At 49.9% G+C, this 17,041-nt stretch carries 20 protein-coding genes and 1 pseudogene; 5 read left to right on the forward strand and 16 right to left on the reverse strand.

Translation table 11 applies throughout. The annotated features are described in order from the left end of the window. Positions 1–164: 164 nt before the first annotated feature. Positions 165–617 carry a PepSY-like domain-containing protein gene (locus tag CHB92_RS18280; RefSeq protein WP_245842705.1) on the reverse strand — a complete coding sequence of 151 codons (453 nt, stop codon included), beginning with the start codon at positions 615–617 and terminating at the stop codon, positions 165–167. 1,014 nt (positions 618–1,631) lie between these two features. Between CHB92_RS18280 and CHB92_RS18285 the strand changes: the two genes are divergently transcribed. From CHB92_RS18285 to CHB92_RS18300, 3 genes are all read left to right on the forward strand, one after another. Next, on the forward strand, positions 1,632–2,063 hold the full coding sequence (locus tag CHB92_RS18285; protein WP_089320687.1) for a plasmid mobilization protein: 432 nt from the start codon (positions 1,632–1,634) through the stop codon (positions 2,061–2,063). Between the two features lie 330 nt (positions 2,064–2,393). After that, positions 2,394–2,765: an NINE protein gene (locus tag CHB92_RS18290; protein ID WP_089320688.1), complete on the forward strand. Its 372-nt coding sequence runs from the start codon at positions 2,394–2,396 to the stop codon at positions 2,763–2,765. Between the two features lie 1,235 nt (positions 2,766–4,000). Then, positions 4,001–4,450, forward strand: coding sequence for a DUF2335 domain-containing protein (locus CHB92_RS18300; RefSeq protein WP_089320690.1), 450 nt, complete (start codon positions 4,001–4,003; stop codon positions 4,448–4,450). A 664-nt stretch (positions 4,451–5,114) separates the two neighbouring features. Here the strand turns inward: CHB92_RS18300 and CHB92_RS18305 are convergent. Then, complete coding sequence (locus tag CHB92_RS18305; protein ID WP_089320691.1) at positions 5,115–5,648, reverse strand: hypothetical protein; 534 nt, start codon at positions 5,646–5,648, stop codon at positions 5,115–5,117. 230 nt (positions 5,649–5,878) lie between these two features. Between CHB92_RS18305 and CHB92_RS18310 the strand changes: the two genes are divergently transcribed. Beyond that, positions 5,879–6,034 (forward strand): DUF6290 family protein, encoded by a 156-nt coding sequence (locus CHB92_RS18310; RefSeq protein WP_106219161.1) that lies wholly within the window; start codon positions 5,879–5,881, stop codon positions 6,032–6,034. Positions 6,035–6,043: 9 nt separating this feature from the next. Continuing rightward, the gene (locus CHB92_RS18315) at positions 6,044–6,319 is read left to right on the forward strand and encodes a helix-turn-helix domain-containing protein (protein ID WP_089320693.1); all 276 of its coding nucleotides are present in this window, start codon (positions 6,044–6,046) and stop codon (positions 6,317–6,319) included. Between the two features lie 42 nt (positions 6,320–6,361). On the opposite strand, the gene CHB92_RS18320 is transcribed toward CHB92_RS18315, so the two are convergent. The 14 genes and pseudogenes from CHB92_RS18320 to CHB92_RS26480 all read right to left on the reverse strand — a co-directional run. Beyond that, positions 6,362–6,730 carry a hypothetical protein gene (locus CHB92_RS18320; RefSeq protein WP_144266342.1) on the reverse strand — a complete coding sequence of 123 codons (369 nt, stop codon included), beginning with the start codon at positions 6,728–6,730 and terminating at the stop codon, positions 6,362–6,364. Between the two features lie 19 nt (positions 6,731–6,749). Continuing rightward, the gene (locus tag CHB92_RS18325; protein ID WP_089320695.1) at positions 6,750–11,735 is read right to left on the reverse strand and encodes a phage tail tape measure protein; all 4,986 of its coding nucleotides are present in this window, start codon (positions 11,733–11,735) and stop codon (positions 6,750–6,752) included. Between the two features lie 375 nt (positions 11,736–12,110). After that, the gene (locus CHB92_RS18330) at positions 12,111–12,338 is read right to left on the reverse strand and encodes a hypothetical protein (protein ID WP_089320696.1); all 228 of its coding nucleotides are present in this window, start codon (positions 12,336–12,338) and stop codon (positions 12,111–12,113) included. Positions 12,339–12,351: 13 nt separating this feature from the next. Then, positions 12,352–12,612, reverse strand: coding sequence for a hypothetical protein (locus CHB92_RS18335; protein WP_089320697.1), 261 nt, complete (start codon positions 12,610–12,612; stop codon positions 12,352–12,354). Further along, the gene (locus CHB92_RS18340) at positions 12,609–13,133 is read right to left on the reverse strand and encodes a terminase small subunit (RefSeq protein ID WP_089320698.1); all 525 of its coding nucleotides are present in this window, start codon (positions 13,131–13,133) and stop codon (positions 12,609–12,611) included. Before CHB92_RS18340 ends, CHB92_RS18335 begins: the two co-directional genes overlap by 4 nt. Next, complete coding sequence (locus tag CHB92_RS18345; RefSeq protein WP_089320699.1) at positions 13,133–13,372, reverse strand: hypothetical protein; 240 nt, start codon at positions 13,370–13,372, stop codon at positions 13,133–13,135. Before CHB92_RS18345 ends, CHB92_RS18340 begins: the two co-directional genes overlap by 1 nt. Positions 13,373–13,437: 65 nt before the next feature. After that, positions 13,438–14,187 carry a hypothetical protein gene (locus tag CHB92_RS18350; RefSeq protein ID WP_106219162.1) on the reverse strand — a complete coding sequence of 250 codons (750 nt, stop codon included), beginning with the start codon at positions 14,185–14,187 and terminating at the stop codon, positions 13,438–13,440. A gap of 17 nt (positions 14,188–14,204) precedes the next feature. After that, positions 14,205–14,402, reverse strand: coding sequence for a hypothetical protein (locus CHB92_RS18355; protein WP_089320701.1), 198 nt, complete (start codon positions 14,400–14,402; stop codon positions 14,205–14,207). A gap of 41 nt (positions 14,403–14,443) precedes the next feature. Beyond that, positions 14,444–14,671 carry a hypothetical protein gene (locus tag CHB92_RS18360; protein ID WP_089320702.1) on the reverse strand — a complete coding sequence of 76 codons (228 nt, stop codon included), beginning with the start codon at positions 14,669–14,671 and terminating at the stop codon, positions 14,444–14,446. 8 nt (positions 14,672–14,679) lie between these two features. Next, positions 14,680–15,354 (reverse strand): hypothetical protein, encoded by a 675-nt coding sequence (locus CHB92_RS18365; RefSeq protein WP_144266343.1) that lies wholly within the window; start codon positions 15,352–15,354, stop codon positions 14,680–14,682. A 20-nt stretch (positions 15,355–15,374) separates the two neighbouring features. Beyond that, the gene (locus tag CHB92_RS18370; RefSeq protein ID WP_089320704.1) at positions 15,375–15,581 is read right to left on the reverse strand and encodes a hypothetical protein; all 207 of its coding nucleotides are present in this window, start codon (positions 15,579–15,581) and stop codon (positions 15,375–15,377) included. A 33-nt stretch (positions 15,582–15,614) separates the two neighbouring features. Continuing rightward, positions 15,615–15,833, reverse strand: a complete 219-nt coding sequence (locus CHB92_RS18375; protein ID WP_089320705.1) for a hypothetical protein — start codon at positions 15,831–15,833, stop codon at positions 15,615–15,617. A gap of 33 nt (positions 15,834–15,866) precedes the next feature. Continuing rightward, a complete protein-coding gene (locus tag CHB92_RS18380; protein ID WP_106219163.1) occupies positions 15,867–16,778 on the reverse strand; it encodes a DUF6371 domain-containing protein in 912 nt (303 codons plus the stop codon). Positions 16,779–16,886: 108 nt separating this feature from the next. Then, positions 16,887–17,030, reverse strand: a pseudogene (locus CHB92_RS26480) (PG0870-related protein); the annotation flags it as partial. Positions 17,031–17,041: the final 11 nt, after the last annotated feature.

Below are 17,041 nucleotides of genomic sequence, written 5' to 3' on the forward strand. Positions count from 1 at the left end.
AGCAGATTCTCTTTTGATAAGTACAGAGTTCCCAGGGGCAGTTGAAATAAAAGGGGCTTGTTTGACTGAGTTCTCCTGATTCTCAATGCCCTTGTAGCAGGCATACCATGATTAGCGCGCCTGTTGAACATGTACAGGCGCGCTATTTAAATCACTTGAGGCGACTAGTCCCAGTAGGCCGGTTCCGTCTGCTCCTGTCCGTCAGGTGAGAAAACCAGATGAAGGCCAGTGCCCTTGTTGTCTAAATCCACCTGGTAAAACTCTGCATTTCCCTGGTACAGCCTCTCTGCATCGTCTATTTGCCCGTCACTGTAGTTTTGGTGGATTGCCGCGGAGACCGCGTCTGGGAGCTCCGACTCGGGTATATCATATTTGTATAACAGCAATTGACCAGATGGGTCGATCAAAGCATCGTACTCATTCCCTGTCACCTCAAATTCTGCAACGTAGTTATCGCCAACTTTTTCCCATTCCACATTCATTGCATTTGAAAAGCTGGCTGTGAGTGTACTTTTAACAGCTTCCGGAACATCGTTGGGAGCAACATCATCGTCATCATTGTTACAGGAGAGAAGAAACAGGCTCAGCAAAAGGAGAAAGTGCCCTGGTAGTTTCATGATTCTTAAAGGTTAGGTTTAACTTATAACTGGTGCTAAGGTCAGATGCGATTCTGTTCAGAATCTGAAGTTTGGCACAACCTCCAGGAGATTTAGCCCAAGGTTAGCCTGGAGGTGCTGCAAGTCTTGCCGAGGAAATACCTATTGGTTAAGCGCCCTGCGAAAGGGCAAGTGGCGACTGGTTGATTCGTAGGCAAAGCGTTACGGGAATTGAGAGAGGAGTTCTCACGTAGTCGAACCCAACCTAAGGCTTAAGAAGCATTGGTTCTTTCTGGCAAAAAGGGTATCCTCAGGACTGGTAATCTATCGATGTTCATGTTTGTCTTCTCATGCGTTGAAGGAACTCCTTGCCTTCGAACAGAGAGTTGAAGACAGTGCTAAATATAATGCACTGTGTACATTGCATTTAGCGCTTTACATGAGATGCCTTACTTCATGTACCTTGTACAAGGCAGGATGAATAAAGAGAAAAGTACGTTGAATTGCGATGAATAAAGAGAAAAGTACGTTCTGTTTTTAGCGGTTAACCAGAAACTAAATGGAGAACTTGACCTAAGCCTGCGTCTTCTCTTGTCCTGATTCCTTATATCCCACGTTAGTTCCTAAACTGGTTTAAGTGCCTGTTTGTAACTCGCTGCCTATCTGGTGCTATTGTCGCTTCTTTTCTGTTTTAGATCTAAGCACTGTTGCGGCTCAGTTGTTGTCCCTGTCCTTCTTGAGCAGCTATACAGAAGGTGGGCTAGGGGAAAGGGTATGTTCGTGTTTGTACCTCTACTCCTTTAAGCGTATGAATGATAAATGGTAGCATCCCTATCCACTGTTTTTCCCTTTTGTTCTCTCTTTTGGGTGTGTTACTCAAGGCTTTCTTGCCTCTGTTGTTAGAAGTTTTTTATATTTCCGGAATTTCCTTTGCAAGATGTGTTTTTGTGTGTACAAAAACCTCTTGCCCAGCTTCGCCTCGGAGGCGAGCGGGAGGCAGATCATTCGCAACTCATCATCTGATAAAACCACAAAATGGAAGAAGAAAAACAAGCCGGTAACTGGAAGCCTAAAGGCGGCAGGCCCAAGGTCAGGGACGAGGAGCGTCGGGACCAGACATTCAAAATACGCTTGAATGCCGGGGAGCGCAAAGAGCTGGATGAGCAAGCCGCGGCTGCGGGGTACCAAGACCTGAGTACCTTCATGCGTGTTAAGCTGTTCTCCCAGAATGGGGCGGCTGTGCATAATCCCAAAGAGTTGTTTCACGCCATTGACAAGACGGGGGCTGCCTTGAATAAGATAGGCGCAAACATCAACCAGATTGCACGCTATGTACATTATTTGGAGAAGAACAACATGGTCAGTGAGCAGGTACTGGCCGAGTATAACCAGCAGTGCCAGCAACTGATCAAGGTGGAGGATGAGTATGTGAAAGCAATCAGGGCATACCTGCGCACCACGCGTTGATGCATGTGTACTTGGCAGCTGGTATCATGTACAAGATAAAATGCGTTTTAATACTTTGTTAATGTGCTAAAAGTCAGTTTGTTATAAGTGTATTTTAGCAAACTAATGTTTAAGGTGCATACGATTTGCATACAAGTAGCTTCTATAGCCCCTCAACTACTTCTCTCTATCCTGGCCATTTTACTTTATGGTGTCCACTGCCTTGTTCAAGCAGCCCTGTATTATCCTTTGGCACTTGGCACAAGCGGCACAAGTGGCACATATTTTTAAGGCAAAGCGCGACACAATTAAAAATATTATATATATTGTTAAAACTATATATGAACAAGCATGAAAAACAAAACCACCGCCGCGTTGCTGGCCTTCTTCCTTGGGGGCTTCGGTGCCCAGTTCTTTTACCTGGGCAAGGCCGGCAGGGGCGTGCTCTGCCTCCTTTTCTTTTGGACCTTCATCCCGGCCATTATTGCCATCATTGACTTTATCCGCTTCCTGGTAATGTCGGAGGATGAGTTCAACAGAAAGTATAACAGCCATTTGTATCCTGCGCACTCGCCTGTCGTTGTGCAGGTAAACCAAACCTCCAACGTGAGCTCTGTAGACGTGCTCGGGGAGCTGGAGAAGCTCCACAGACTGAAGGAGAGTGGTGTGCTGACCGAGGAGGAGTTTAGCCAGCGAAAGGAAAGGATGCTGCTCAGCAACTAAGTACCCAAAAGTAAGGGCTACCTGGTAATAGGGTAGCCCTTATGCTTAAAGCACAATGTCCATGATGGTGTAGCGTGCTACGCCTTTCTAGGGTGTTGCTGCTGCCAACTGTTGAGCAGGATAATTCCACTGTTCGTCGAAAATGCACCGCAGAGCACGGGTTAAACACTAACTTTGGGAAGCTATGAAATCAAACAGTGTTTGTTTAAGGTGAGATATAAACAAGTTCTAGCTGTGAAGCCACGCTCTGCAAGGGGTGTGGCTTCTGTGTTTTAGCTGTTTGCTAAATATTGGGGAAAGGCACGCGTAAGTAGTCCTAGGAGTTGATAAGCCCTTTTAAGCACCTAAATTGAGAACTTACACCATGTGTGAATACAGAAGGGGAAGCGGAAGATCCGCTTGTCCGTGATCAGCATGCGCAGATTAATTACTGTTTGTATTTGTCCTCGGCTAACTTCTCCGCATCGGAGAGGGTCACGATGTCGGGCTCAATGGCGGGGCGTGACACAAAGGAAACCAGTAAACGCCTTTGGTCTCATCAGTATCGTTGGTTGAGATTTTGAATTCCGGGGCTTTGTCCTTCCGCTTCATAAAGGAGTAATGCAGAAGGGACGTTTTGGGACGGGGGAAGGAGAAAAGTTTTACTGCTTGCCGGCTGTGAGAGGCCTTTTAGACGGCAGCATACCCGGAAATTTTTGGAGTGTGGATAACTTTTTTAGCCTGGCGCACTATCCAATAGGGATTAATCTGATACACTCGTGCGGGCGCACAACACAGGAATAATCCTATAAAAACAACAACTTGCAAGGCGATTCCCCCTTGTATAGTACTATTCAATAGGGGTTAAAAAAGAGACAGTAGTTGTAGTTGTTGTCGTTACTTTTTATGTTTGATAAGTAATCATCATCATCGATGTGGATAAGTACTCCTTGCGCGAGGCCTTTTGAATCAAAATAAACTGGCCTGCGTTGAAGTATACAGAAACAGAAAGCGAATAATTATGGCAATAGGCAAGAAAGATAAAAAGTTTAAGTCTGCTCTGACTGGCGCCGCTAGCTCGCTAAATCTTTATGGCTCTACAAAATCAGTTAGCGCCATACAGGAGCGCCTTAAGAAGGTAGGCAGCAGAGTTCAGGGTGGCAGAGCAACAGATTATAATAATATTAACCAAGACTGGCGCAATATCGGATCAGATATTCGGTCTGCGATAACCAAAACAAGACACTTCGCTAATTGTGACTAAACCGGCCAAGCAGCAACAGCAGCAACAGAACAAAGCCCTGCCTGGAAACGGACAGGGCTTTTATATGTCGCAACAAAAATTCCACGCTGGCCCAATCCCTTCAGCCGAGGAACTAGCGCGATTAGAGCAAGTAAGCCCTGGCCTTGCCTTAGAAGTCATTAATATGGCCAAGAAGGAGCAGGACCACCGCCATGAAACAAACCAAACTTTGGTAGATGCAGAAGTTCAGCTTTTAAAGGACGAGTCACGCTTAAAGTTTAGAGGGCAGTGGATGACACTTTTTGGTATCGTGTTAACACTTGGGCTCTGCGCGTACGGATTTTACTTAGGGTTTGACTCCTCCGCCGCCACTATTACGGTCTCGGTAATCGTTGCGCTTGTTGGAGCCTTCGCCTTTAGCAGGCAAGTAGATAAGGACAAGGAAAAAGAAGAGAAGAAATAATATTACAAAAAGCCCCTCCGGAGGGGCTTTTTTATTGCTTTTACAATCTGCGTTCCGCTATTATAGTAGCACAACCACATGGTAAAATACCAGAAGAGGGAAGGGGCGCGTTTCAAACGCGACCCCTGCAAATCCTTGTTTAACTACGGGGAATCCCGTAGTTAAACCTGATTGCGTTTGAAAACGTGGTGCCTGATAATTAGAGTTTATGCCGCAAAGAGTGCCCCTCAATTCCGCTATTTTGAGACCTTGCTCAAGGGTATAGTCCTCCCAAGACGGGATTCCCGTTTTTTCTATAGCCAAGGCAACAGAGATAATACATGCTTAGCAAACTTGGAATTCCAAGTTTGCTAAGCATGTATTATGGGAAATCCCATAATACCCATTATCGGAACCCCGATAGGGTATGCTAAATCATATAGCGAATTGCGAGAATGTAACCAGCTACACTTTTTCGGGAAACCCCGGAAAAAGGGCAAGCGCGTTTCAAACGGGATCGGAGCCAGGAGGAGAGGCAAGGGCTGCTCCAGCAAGCCCGCGTTTCAAACGCGAAGTCAGCATTATGAAACCAATAGCGTCACGCGTTTCAGACGCCCAACGCAAACCGAAATAAAAAAGCCGAAGCATTGCCCCGGCCCTTTTCGCTATGTAGTAATTTTTCTTGCTATTCAAAGTCATAAACCCTTACATACACCCTCCCCATTTTCCCTTTCTCATAAAGGGAACCAGCCGCATACATCCGGTATGATCCGTCCAGAATACGCCCCTCTCTGTCTACACAGATAGGGTTGTTCTTGTCGAACTTGCAAACGGAGAAGATCATCTCAAACTTAGCGTGGTGGACCATGTTGCCATAGGGTTTTTGCCTGCGCGGGTTCACGCGGCAGTAAAGGTCCTTTGACGGTCTTAGCCACCCTTCCCAAATAACGGGGGCATTCTCAAAAACGCTGTGATCATTGAGTACATTTTGGCTATCAGGCAGGTCGTTGTGCCGCAGGAACGCTTGCAGGTTATGCTGGATGGAGGTGTTTGCCCATTTTTTGTTGCTGCTTACCTGGGGCAATGTATTGTCTATCACCTGCTTGAAGTACGGGTTTTTAAGAGCACTGATCTGCGTCATTCTTTGCATTTGCTGCTCCTTCTCAAGCTGGTTGATCAGGAACAGGTTTAAAGTCGTGGATTGGGAGTTAGTCTGCATGTTTGCTATTGTTATGATGTTATTTGTATATCGTTATGATGTAAAAGTAACACCTATATTGATATCCACAAAACTTTTAGATACTTTTATGATATACATTGCATATCTTTATGGTGTTAGAACAATACACATTTACCAAAGCAAGCCCGGACAGGTAAAAGCGCCAACAACCACCAAAACAAAGCCGCCCGAAAGCGGCCATGCGTCCGGGCTTTTACCTTTATAAAAAGATGGCATCTGAAAAGAAGAAAACCGCATTCCCTATCCGATTAGAGGAGGAGCTTTTGGAAAAAGGCAAGAAACTGGCAGAGCGCAAGGGCATCAGCCTGGCGGGTCTTTTCCGTCAGCTGCTCTTAGAGAAACTTGAGGAGGAGGAAAAGAAATAAGCCTGGGCCATGGGGATATTCGAAGAGCAACAACAGCGGTTATACAAACTGGAGAAGGCCTTTGAAGATTTCAAAAGCTATGTGCTGGACTACTTTGAGGATATAGACGACGAGATCAAAGGCTACGAGCGTGCGGCCAGATTCATTGGGGTATCGATCTCTACCCTTGAGCGGCTGGTACGGCAGAAGCGCATCCCCTACAAGAAAGACGGCAAAGCAGTCTCCTTCTCCCGAAAGGAACTTTTCGAATACAAACGCCGACGCCGGATCGGGAAAAGCAAATAGCTGTAAAAAAGGGAGGTCAATTGTAGCCTCCCTTTTCCTTTTCTATTCCTCCTTCTCTTCGCCAGGTATCGGACCAATATCAAAGCCAGCTTCTTTCAGGACCTTGGCAAGCTGGATGCTGTATTGAACATGCTGTTGATTTATTTTTGCAAGTTCCTCCACGCGTTTAAAGAGATCGTCCATAAGATTATTGCTCCGTTCTAGGTAGCTGCAATGGGCGGTAGCTCCGTCCTGATAGTACATGGCTAAGTCAAGAATGACGGATTCAACCTCTTTTGGCATTTGACCCCTATATACCCTGATAGTGGTCGCTACTAAATCAGAAACATTCTCTGAGGCCTGTTTTATATGATCCTTACTCTGTTCTTGGATATCCTTGTATTCCCTTACCTGTTGATTAAAGTCTTTCATATTCATATTGCTTTTCTTTTTAACCGCCTAAGCCCATATCCCTGGAACTTTGCCCCGGGTTTGTATTCGTAATTATCCTTTCCAGCTTACTCTCTATCCGGATAGAACTTTCAGCGTTTTTCAGAGTATTGCTGGCTATCTGCTGCTGATAATAAAGCTGCTGCTTCCCTATATCTAGCATCTCTCCCATGCTGAGATACGACCCCTCCTGCATCTTCAATAGCTGCTCCTGCACGGCCAGCTGCTGCTTGTTCAACCCGAAGATACCCTGGTAGATACCTGCCAGCTTGCCGCCCGTTTCCTCCGTAAGCTGCCCACGAATAGCACCCGTCAACGTGTCCTGGCTCTGCTCCTCGACGATAGCCCCGACATCCGTGCCCGCGATCTTGTTCAGGTTCTCCAACTCGGCCCGGGCCGCATCCATTTTCTCCAGGTAGGTCTTCCGCAGCTCCTCGATCTCCTCTTCGGTGAGGCCATCCCCGGCAGCCGTCGCGAACTCTTCATAGAACTCCTGCATCTGCTTTTCAATGGCTTTGCGCTGGAAACTTCTGATAACAGCCGCCTCCATTTTCTCTTCGAAGAATTTGGCGAAGTCCTCCGCAGCCACTTTCCCCTCGGCAAACATGCTTGTTATTTCATCAATCAGGCTGGAAAAGCTGATACCGGTCACCTCTTCCTGCAGCTCCTGCTTCAGGCTCTCCAGTTGATTCTCCAACTGCTCATACTGCTCCAGCAAGGTTCTAAGCTGGTCCGTGTCTCCCACCAGTTTGCCGGATGCTAGGTCCTGGTAAATTTTCTCTATGTTCTGCCTGTTGTCTTTCAGGGCATCTTCCAGCGCTTTAAGCAATTCTTCGTCAGACGGATTTATGTCCTTGCTAGGCCCGCCGTTACGGTCGCGCTGCCGCCCTTCTACCTGGCCCAGCAGGCTTTCGTAGCTGGTCAGGTCAATGCTATAGTCCAGTGGGCCGCCACGCTCCCTTCTAGTGGCAAGATTCAGCGCCTCTAACTTTTGAATAGTGCTGGAAATGTCTGTCGCCAAAAGCTGCATCTGCCTTCTGTAGGCATCAATCCTGTCTGTCCCCAGGGCTTTTTCAATGATCTCAGCCTGCCGGGCCAGGGCTCGGTTCATTTCTTCTATGGCCTCTTGTGTCCGCTCCAGCGCCCACTGTCTTCGCTCCGCCGCCGCAGCCTCCCGCTCAGCAGAGCGATCAAAGAGGCTGAAAAGGGCACCAACTGCGCCGATCGCCCCGCTGATCATAGACATCGGGTCGCCACTGGCAAACCCCGCTGCGATGTTGGCCACGCTGCCCGCCAAATCCGCCACGGTGTTTACTGTTTTGGCCGCCGCTGCGTCGAACTTCCCGATAAGTGAGGCTGCCTCACGCAAGCCATTTGACATATTAGCGATGCTTTCAGCTGTCTCCATCGCTAAGTCTTCCTGCAGCTGCTTCCGCCTACGCAAAAGCTCTTCCCGTTCTTTCTCGCTGAGTTTCTCGGTTTTCAGAACTTCGTCTATAGCTGTAATCTGAGCCTTTACCTGCTTCCGGGTAAAGTTGGTAATGTCCGCCGTGGCTTTCTTATAGATGTTTGTCCGCTTGATCTCCTCATCGTAGGCTGCCTGTATGCGAAGGTTCTTCTCTTCAGTGACGCGGGCTGTGGCTGCCGCCAGCGCTTCCGGGTCATTGGCGTAATGCTTCCGCAGCTGCGCCAAGTCCTTCTGGTACTGCTCCTCGATCAGCAATTCCTGCTGTTTAGCGGTGCGAGTGGCCTCCAAGATCCGCTGTAGGTTCTTCACCTGCTCGTCAAATTCTTTGTCCCGGGCCTCTTTCTCAGCCTTCTGTATGGCAGGGGTCAGTGCTTCTAGCATGCGGGTGGCCAGCACGCTTTTATCCGAAGCATCGGGCACCAGCGACTTGAGGTAGGCAACATAACTCTCAAATTCCCCGATCTCGTCTTTAAAGCGCTCACGGGCCTTTGCTTCTCCGAATTCAGAGACGTACTGCTGGTATTCTGCGTAAAGCTGTTTCCGCTCGGCAAGGGAAGCCTTTAATGCGTCCACCTGCTGTCTAGCGGCAACATCCTCTACCTCTTTCTGCTCGGAGGCCTTTAAACCGGAGGTGTCCACCTTCAGTCCGGCATTCTTCGGATCTTTGTAGAAGGCCTCCACCTCTTCGCGCATCTTGGCGTACTTGTCTCTTACCGCTTGTATTTCTGCCTCGTTCTGATCCAACTGCTTGCGATTAGCCTCCTGATTGAGAGCATCTATCTTCTCCTGCAGGGCACGCCGGGCCTTTACGTTCTCCATGGCGGTATCCGCCGCCTGCCTGGCTTTGGTGGCCGCGTCCGCTGCCTTCTGAGCCGCTGCATTCGCCTCTGTCTTCGCTTCCTCGCTGGCAACGGCCGCTTCAGCTGCTGCTCTCTTCGCTGCCTCCTCAGCACGCTTGGCAGCTGCTTCGGCATCCTTAAACTTGTTCTTAGAGGCGGCAGACATTGCCTCTGCAGCGGCCAACTCTGCTTCATTGGCCGCTGCCAACGCCCCGTTCAGTCCTTTGGTGGCTGCGTCCACTACAGCTTGCTCCCCCTCCTCCACAGCGGCAGTGGCTGCATCATAGCGATCACGGAACAACTGAATGTACTTCTCGTTTTCTTCCCTGGCCGCATCTAAGATAACCCTATTAGACTCCCTGGTCTGCCGCTCATACGCTTTGTACAATTCAGAAATGTTACTGGCTGACACGCCACGCTCAAACGGATTCAGGGCACTCATGAAGTAGTTGCCAATATCCTTGCTGGCAGTGGAAATAAACTTCACAAAACCGGTAACCTTGTTTACAAAAGCTTCAATATGCGCGCCGCCTGTTCGTATGGCATTGGGTATTTGGACCGTAAAAGTGAAGATGAAGCTGCGCAGGGAGATATCGCTAAGGAAGTCCAGTATCGTCTTAAGGACATCAGCATACTGCATGTTCATTTCCCCGGCTTCCTGCGCTTTCGGGGTATAATCCGCCAGGAACTGGCCTGCCACTTTGAAAGCGATACCCAATTCATCGATCACGCCCTTGGTGGATACCAGGAGGTCAGCGAACTCATTGCCGATGTAGGAGCCCACCCTGGCAAAGACGCCCTGCCCGTTCTCAATGGAGAGCACCAGGTTGTCCCAGGCAATGCCGATGCGCTTGCCCACGTTCTCCAGTTTCTTGTTGGCCGTATCGAACTCCTTCTGCATGGAGCCGCTGGCATCCCCAGCCAATTTCAGCGCGTCGGTCAGTACACCGTAGTTCGTAGCTAAGGAAGCTATTACTCGCTGATCCTCAACTGATGTAATGTTAAGGCTTTGTAGTACACCTTGCACGCTGCCGCCGCTTTCAGCCACACCGTTCAGTCCTTTCACAAAGTCTTTGAAGATACCGGAGGCGTCATCTTTGAAGCTCGCCTTCAGGTCCTCCACGGAGCGGCCCGTTACGGACGCGAAAGTCTCAATATTCTTTCCGGTGCGGATAGCAGCCTCTATGCTGCCAAAGGTCCTGCTGAAGGAGGATCCCACTACTTCCGCCTGCAGGCCCACAGCCTTGGTGGCTGCGGCATAAGCCAGCACATCCTGCCTGCCAACTTTATACAGGGTGGTCGCCTGAGCTATTCGGGTGGCGTTGCCCAGTATCTCATTCTCTGTGGCGGCCATGTTGTTGCCCAGGTTGACGATCTCGTCTCCGAAGGCCTGCACGTTCTCCACGCCATGATCAGTAAGCTCCAGCAGACGTGCAATAGCGGCCGGGCCACCCTCGCTATCTACATCCGAGGCTGTGTCCAGCATCGCCATCGTCTCGGCAAAGCGCAGGATGTTCTGGGAGCCTTTTACCCCCAGCTGACCAGCCGCCTGCGCATAGTCCAGCAGCTGCTTAGAGGACACGCTTTTGAGGTTGTTCGACAGTTTAATGACACTGTCCCCCAGCCGTTCCAACTCTTCATCTGCCAAGCCGGTTGTTTTGCCTACCCCTTTCAGAGCCGCGTCAAACTCAATTACTGTTTGCTTATTAGAGGAAATGAGCGCGTACAGACCTCCGAGCAGGGCAAGTATAGCGCCCACCGGCGTAGCCAGGAAAGCCAAAGTAGCCCGCCCGAACGCCATCAGCGAAGTGCCCAGCGCCTTGAACGGGTCGGGCCGGGTGGCAATATCATCCAGTGAGGTGCCGAAGTTGCCCAACTGCTGCTCTATGGCGGCAAAGATCGGGCTGATACCGGCCAGCGCAGAGCCGTAGTTACCGACGTTGCGCTGGTGCAGCCCGAGGGACGCATCGATGCGCTTGACACCCTGATCCAGTACCTGTGTTTGAGTGGTGAGGGCCTTGGAGCGGATCTCCAGCTGACGATAGGCATCAGACGCTTTCAGTCCCTCGCGCTCGAGGCGGAACATCTCGGCCTGCACGTCCTTTGCCTCTTTGCGCACCTTGCCGAGAGCTTGGGTAAGCTTATAGTATTCACTGGACTCTTTCTCCAGCTGGCGGCGGTTGCGCTCGGCCTGCTTTTCCTGCTCTTTCTGCAGGCGCACCTGCTCTTTGAGGGTGCGCTCGGCCTCCCGCTGCTGGCGTGTCGCCTCCCGCTGGGCATCGGCTATCTTTCGCTGCTCCAGCATGTACTGCTGCAGGGCCACCTTGCCTTCCTTGTACTCCAGGTTCAGCGCCTGCTCCGAGCGCTTCAGGCGCTCCGCCTCGGCCCGGTGCTCGGCGGCAACGGCGCGGCTTTTCTCCAGTTCCACCCGTTGCGCTGCCTGCTCCTCTTTCAGCTTCTGCAGGGCCAGCCGGGAATCAGCTAAGGCCTTCTGAATGGCCACCTGCTCTTTGCGGTAGGCCTCATCCACGGCTGCCTTGCTAGAGAGCGCGTTCGTCTGGTTCTGCAACTTAGCAAAGGTGTCAATGATTTGTTTTGCTTTTTTCTCTACTTCGGAGATGTCGCAGGTCACTACGAAATTGAGGCCGCCGCTCCCGCTCCCGTTCATTTTTACTCCCATTTGTCTGTTTTTTCTTGTGTCTAAATTACCCGTATGGGACTTTTCAAAGGAACACAGGGTGTATTGAACATAAGACTACTTATCAGATAAATCCCCTCTACTGCCTGTATTCCTGCCCTTTTTAGTGTGAGTGTCATTGTACTTTTCCCGCTTCAGCTCTTTTTAAGGTATCAGAAAACTCAGTTTTGACCGATCCCTCAGGTAGCGCTTAAAACAGAGACTGTACGCGGAGTTCTTCCCCTGGCCGGGGTTACTCTCTAGAGGCAAGCGTTACCGCCTCCTCTATGCTCCGAGTTCCGGACTTCTCCAGCACCTCGGCCTCCGCCGCTCAGCAGCCCCCCTTAATGTTGCTCTGATGTCTGTGTTTTTCATCTGTTAGTCCCTCCCGTTATGGGGTAGTAGAAAGATGGTGCCGGTGGCCCTTTCTAGCACCTGTGTCTTGCTTAGCCCCCGCTCTTCTCCGAAGGAATAAAGCCCGTCAGGGTAGCAGATAGCCACGTTCGAGGCAATACGGCAGGCTTTCTTGAGCTCTAAGGCCGCCGCAGGGCCTGGCAGTGTGCCGGCCAGTACTTGCTTTAAGATGCTTCGTCTATTGTCTTTCATAAAAAGTAGTCGCTTAATATTTTTTCTCTAAGTTGGCGGTCATTGCCTCAAACTCTTCCCGGTTGATCAGGAGGAGAGTCACCTGGCGAAGAGGATTATCCTTGCGTATCTGCTCAATGTAGGCGGGCACGTTTTCCTTTAACAAGCACTCCATTTTCTCACCTATTACCCAAGTGCGGGTGTCACTGAACTCTACCACTGCCAGTTCCAGCTTGGGCTTGTTCCCTTTCAGGAGCTGCTTAAGCAATTCTCGGGTTTGACTAGATTTTTTCATCGCTTCAGCTTTTCCATAATCTCATCCACCAGCTGCGCCAAACGCTCCTCCGGAAGTCTGTCGATCAGATCCGAGGCTGTTACATAACCGCCCAGGTTCTTCATCAGCATGTCGATCGCCGTAAGTTTGCTGTGGGTCTTGATGGTTCTGGTCACAGAACCATCCTTACCCCTGGTCTCCTTGATCTCCAGGATGGAAGCCCGCTGCGCCTCAGTAAGATTGCCAAGGTTCTTTACTTTCAGGGTAGTGCCTGTTTCGAGCAGATCCGGAAGGTTTGTGAAAGCTACCTTGGCAAGCTCCTTCACCAAGTCCTTCACCTGAACATTGGTTTCCTCTGCGACGATGGCCTGTAGGCGGGAGATTTCCTTTTGAACTGAAGTTTTCTGAAGTAGTTGGTAGCCTTGCTCCATGGCTGTTTTCTCACTGTAGCCAGCCCTCACCGCTGCCGCTTTTGCGTTGCTGTCCTTTAGGTACTCCAGGCAAAACCGCTGCTGTTTCTGTGTTAGTTGATATTTTGCCATTAACTCCCTTGTGTTAGCGCGTTATACAGTTTAGCGTCTGTGAGGATCTCGGCTCTTGTGGGCTCTTCGTCCCAAGTGGAGTAGATCAGGACCTCAAAGAAGTTTTCCAGTACAAGAAGCTCCTTCCTGTTTGCTTCCGCTGCTTGCTTCATCTGCTGAAGAATATGCCCTTGCTTGTTTGTGATGGCAGCTAGTAGCATCTCTTTGTGTTCCTGGCTGCATGATTCAATCACTCTCATTTTTTCAGCATTTAAGTTTGAAGATGGGCGGCAGGTGCAGATGCCCACCGCCCCATTAGTTGAACTTAGAAGCGCCGCCCGATCCGCTCACGCTCCGCATCGGCGGTGATAGCCCACTTCACAAAAGGGACTTGTGCGTACAGCTTGCCTTCTTTCTGTTCAAACGCCTGTTTAAACAAAGCTTCTACCGGGTGGGTACCAAAGGCTCCTGTAGGAATCGGGGTGTTATGCTTTTCAAGCTCCTCCCTCAGTTCATTCAAAACCGAGGCTGCGTTCTGCAGTTTTCCGAACAGGGCAACTTCCTCTGGCGTGTTCAAATACAACCGGCACATCTCCCGCATCTCTTCCTCAGCCTGTGCAGTGATCTCCGGAACACCGTTCTCAGAAATGGTGATCAGTCTGAGTGGAAAGGAGGTACTGTAGAGGTCGCCAACGGTGCCGCTTCTGGCCGAATCCTTGAGCAAAGCCACAGCTCCTTTCAGCTTGTTGAATAGGGCATAGGCTGCCTCCAGCGTCTCCCTGCGCATGCTCTCGTTGCGCAGTCTCATGGATTCAAAAGTAGTGTTTGTTTCCTCCTCCAGCCTGTTCTTTATGGCAGACAGCCCGCCGGCGATCAGGCTCTGATAAACCGCGTTATCAAACTTGCCGATGTTCAGGGCTTCGTAAGCCTGCGCCACCTGCCCGATTTTCGTCAAGCTGGATTTGGCCCGGCTCTGCAGATGGTTTAGCTTGTGCTTGTCCTCATACACCATTGCCGGTTTTGCCAATACACCCTTTGGCGCTTCTACTATATTTTCCATATCTAGTATACTCATTTATCCTGTGTTATGAATTAATTAATTAGCCGGGAAATCTCCTCTATTTCCTGCTGGGTGGCCTCATCTCCTGAAGAGAACTCAAGGAGGTCCGCCGTGTTGAAGTCAAGGCTCTGGTTCTTATCCTGCTTTTTCTTGGCTAACTCTGTTAGCTCCCGGGCTACCTGGGCGCGTTGGTGCGATGGCACCGATTGTATAAATTGCTTTAAGGTCATGTTTGAAGTTTTTGATTTGATGAAATGCGGGTTGGCCGCTGTTAGTCCAACCGGGTAACAACTACATCCCAAATAGGCGGCATGCGCTGCCTGATCTTCTCGATGTAGGCGTCCACTTCCTCGTTAGGGAGAACTGTTACCTCTTCTCTCGACTCTAACAGGGTTGAAGACGCGCTCTTAACTGAGAGCTTGATTTCTAACTTCGGCCTGTAGCCTGAGCCTATATGCTTGGCCAGGCCTTCCTTCGTGATTCTTCCGCTTCTTGCCATCGTTTTAGTTAGTTAAAGCGGCAGTTCCGGGCCAGACTCTTTACTGCTTCAGGCTTCAGTGTTGCCATGTTGTTATCACTGTAGGAGAAGGCTTGGCTCACTGGGTTAAAGCTCGCGCGAATCCCGGCATAAGAGCTGCTCTGAAGGGCCTCCTGTACTCCGTTGAAGGCTTGCTCCAGCGCTTTCAGCTTATGATATAGGTTTCTCTCTAGGGGTGTTTCTGCGTAAACCCTGCTTGTCTCCCGCAGCAGCTCCTGGCCCTGTGCGTTTATCTCCGGCAGGCCCTGCTCGTTAACAGTGATCGCCTCCAGCGGGAACTTGCCTTCGAAGGGTAAGGGATGAAGTTCGCGGCGAAGCCTCTCCACTGTTCCGTAGAACACTCTTAGGTTGTAGGCGGCTGTTTCCTGCAAGTCCTGCTGCAGGATCTTTGAAGGAATGCTGAGCTCGGCAATTTTGCTTTCCACCTGGTCCATTACCTTGGACTGGACCGCATTCCGGTTTGCCATGGCCTGGGCAAGAGCCTCGTTGTCGAAAGCACCTATCTCAAGCGCCGCCCAGGCTTCGGCTATTTTTTCTACCACTGCACAAACCTCTTTGCCTCGCTGTCGCAGACTGTTAAAGCCGGCCTCATTCTCGTCCATTAACAGACGATGTTCATTCTGATTCTCTATCGTTTTTTCCATTTCTGTTTATTGTGATAGTGTTACTTGCTTTTTTTTCTGCTTTCCAGAAAGGACTTCATGTCTTCAGAAACTTCATTTGTGTTCGCGACTTCCTCGTCGTTGAAATCCTCCTCTGTCAGGTCCATTTCCTGAGCTGAGCCGGGGTACTTTTTTCGCAGTGTGTCTAGCACTTCCTGCACTACTTCTTTGCGTTGGTAGGCTGTGAGCCTGCTCATCATCTTTGTCATAATTCTAGTTCAGTATAAGTTAAGTAATATATTTTAATGTGCATCCTGTGTTACGGAGCAAGAAAATATTTTGTCTTGGGCGGTCTGTAGAGCATGGTACTCTTCCTGAGAAAAGGCGAATAGCTCACTCTCCAGGTCTTCTGGGCCAAAGCCCACTGCTTGTGTCTTAAGTCCGATAACTGCCGCATGATTGAGGGCTTTCAGCTCTTCTGGTGAAAAGTTGATACTGTGTTGGTTCTTTTTAATGTCCATGGTTATATATTTAAATTAACAATACATCTTGTGTTACAGTGTAGGTGATACTGCGGCCTTCTCGTGCTGTAGCTGGTTATAACTTTGAAGAAGTGGGCAGTTGTGCACCACGAAGTTTTTGCAGCTCTGGTACTGTTTCGATAGCTCCGCATACTGCTGAACCTTCTTCAGCGCTTCTTCTTCGCCATAAGCCTCCGTAAGCTCCTTGTAACTGTAGTGGTAATGTTCTTTGTCTAGCACTCGATCAGGTTGTGAGGCAGCTGAGTCTATAAAAGTCCGATGGTTAAACCTAATCAGGTAATCAGCCAAGTCTAACCCTTGCGCCCGCTCGTCCTCGGTTGCTTTTTTCTCCAGCAGCTCAGACAGCGTGAAGGCTGCGATACCGCTTAGCTCCATAGCTTTACACTTCCAGCTGTCAAATGCATTCAGGTCAGGGAATAACACGACTTTGCGCCCCTGCAGGGCCAGGCATTTCTCAGCGTTCAACCCTCCCTTGCCTCCAGTTGCCAGCCAAGTAAACTGAGGTAGGTACACACTTGCGATAATGGCGGTCTTCTCGCTTTCCACAACGGCTACTGGTTTCCCCTTTTCCACCTGCAGGAGATGCTCCCCGAAGAAGCACTGCTTAAGGTTAAAGTTCTTTAGCTTTAGCGCGGTGTGCACCCAGGTAGGGTATTTTCCAGTGTCCTTGCTCCTCTTCCCCGTGACAGGATTATAGAGCATAATTTTCCCAGACCTAATACATCCTGTGTTATCTATTTGCCAAAAAACAGTTGCCCCGTCCCAATATTTTGAGGTGCCGATAAAGTAGCGCTCGATTAGTTGGCTCGCAATGTCATACCCGAAATGATCTGCCAGGTAAACGGTGAACCGGTTGCTGGCGTACCCGCTCAGGCTCGCTCTAAAAACCGACGGGTCTATGGTGCTGGCAGGTTTTGGAGGCATGTTTGGACGATGTTGTTGGGTTTGGCTGGACCTCTCCTGATGAGGGCCAGGATTATCTTCAAAGAACTGCTTGGGGGGATAATGATAGCCGCAGTTATCTTCCCGGTTACACCTGCCGACATGATCGGCAATGTACTCGCCTGTGTCAGGATTAATATAGCGGGAAAATACCCTTTGCTTCTTGCAACCCGGGCAGGAGTGCCGAGTGGATTTGCCTTTGTAGGGCTCCAGAACTGGGTGTGAGTATAGCATAGTCTAATTTA

It is taken from the genome of Pontibacter ummariensis, assembly GCF_900188175.1.
GTDB classification, from domain to species: Bacteria; Bacteroidota; Bacteroidia; order Cytophagales; family Hymenobacteraceae; genus Pontibacter; species Pontibacter ummariensis.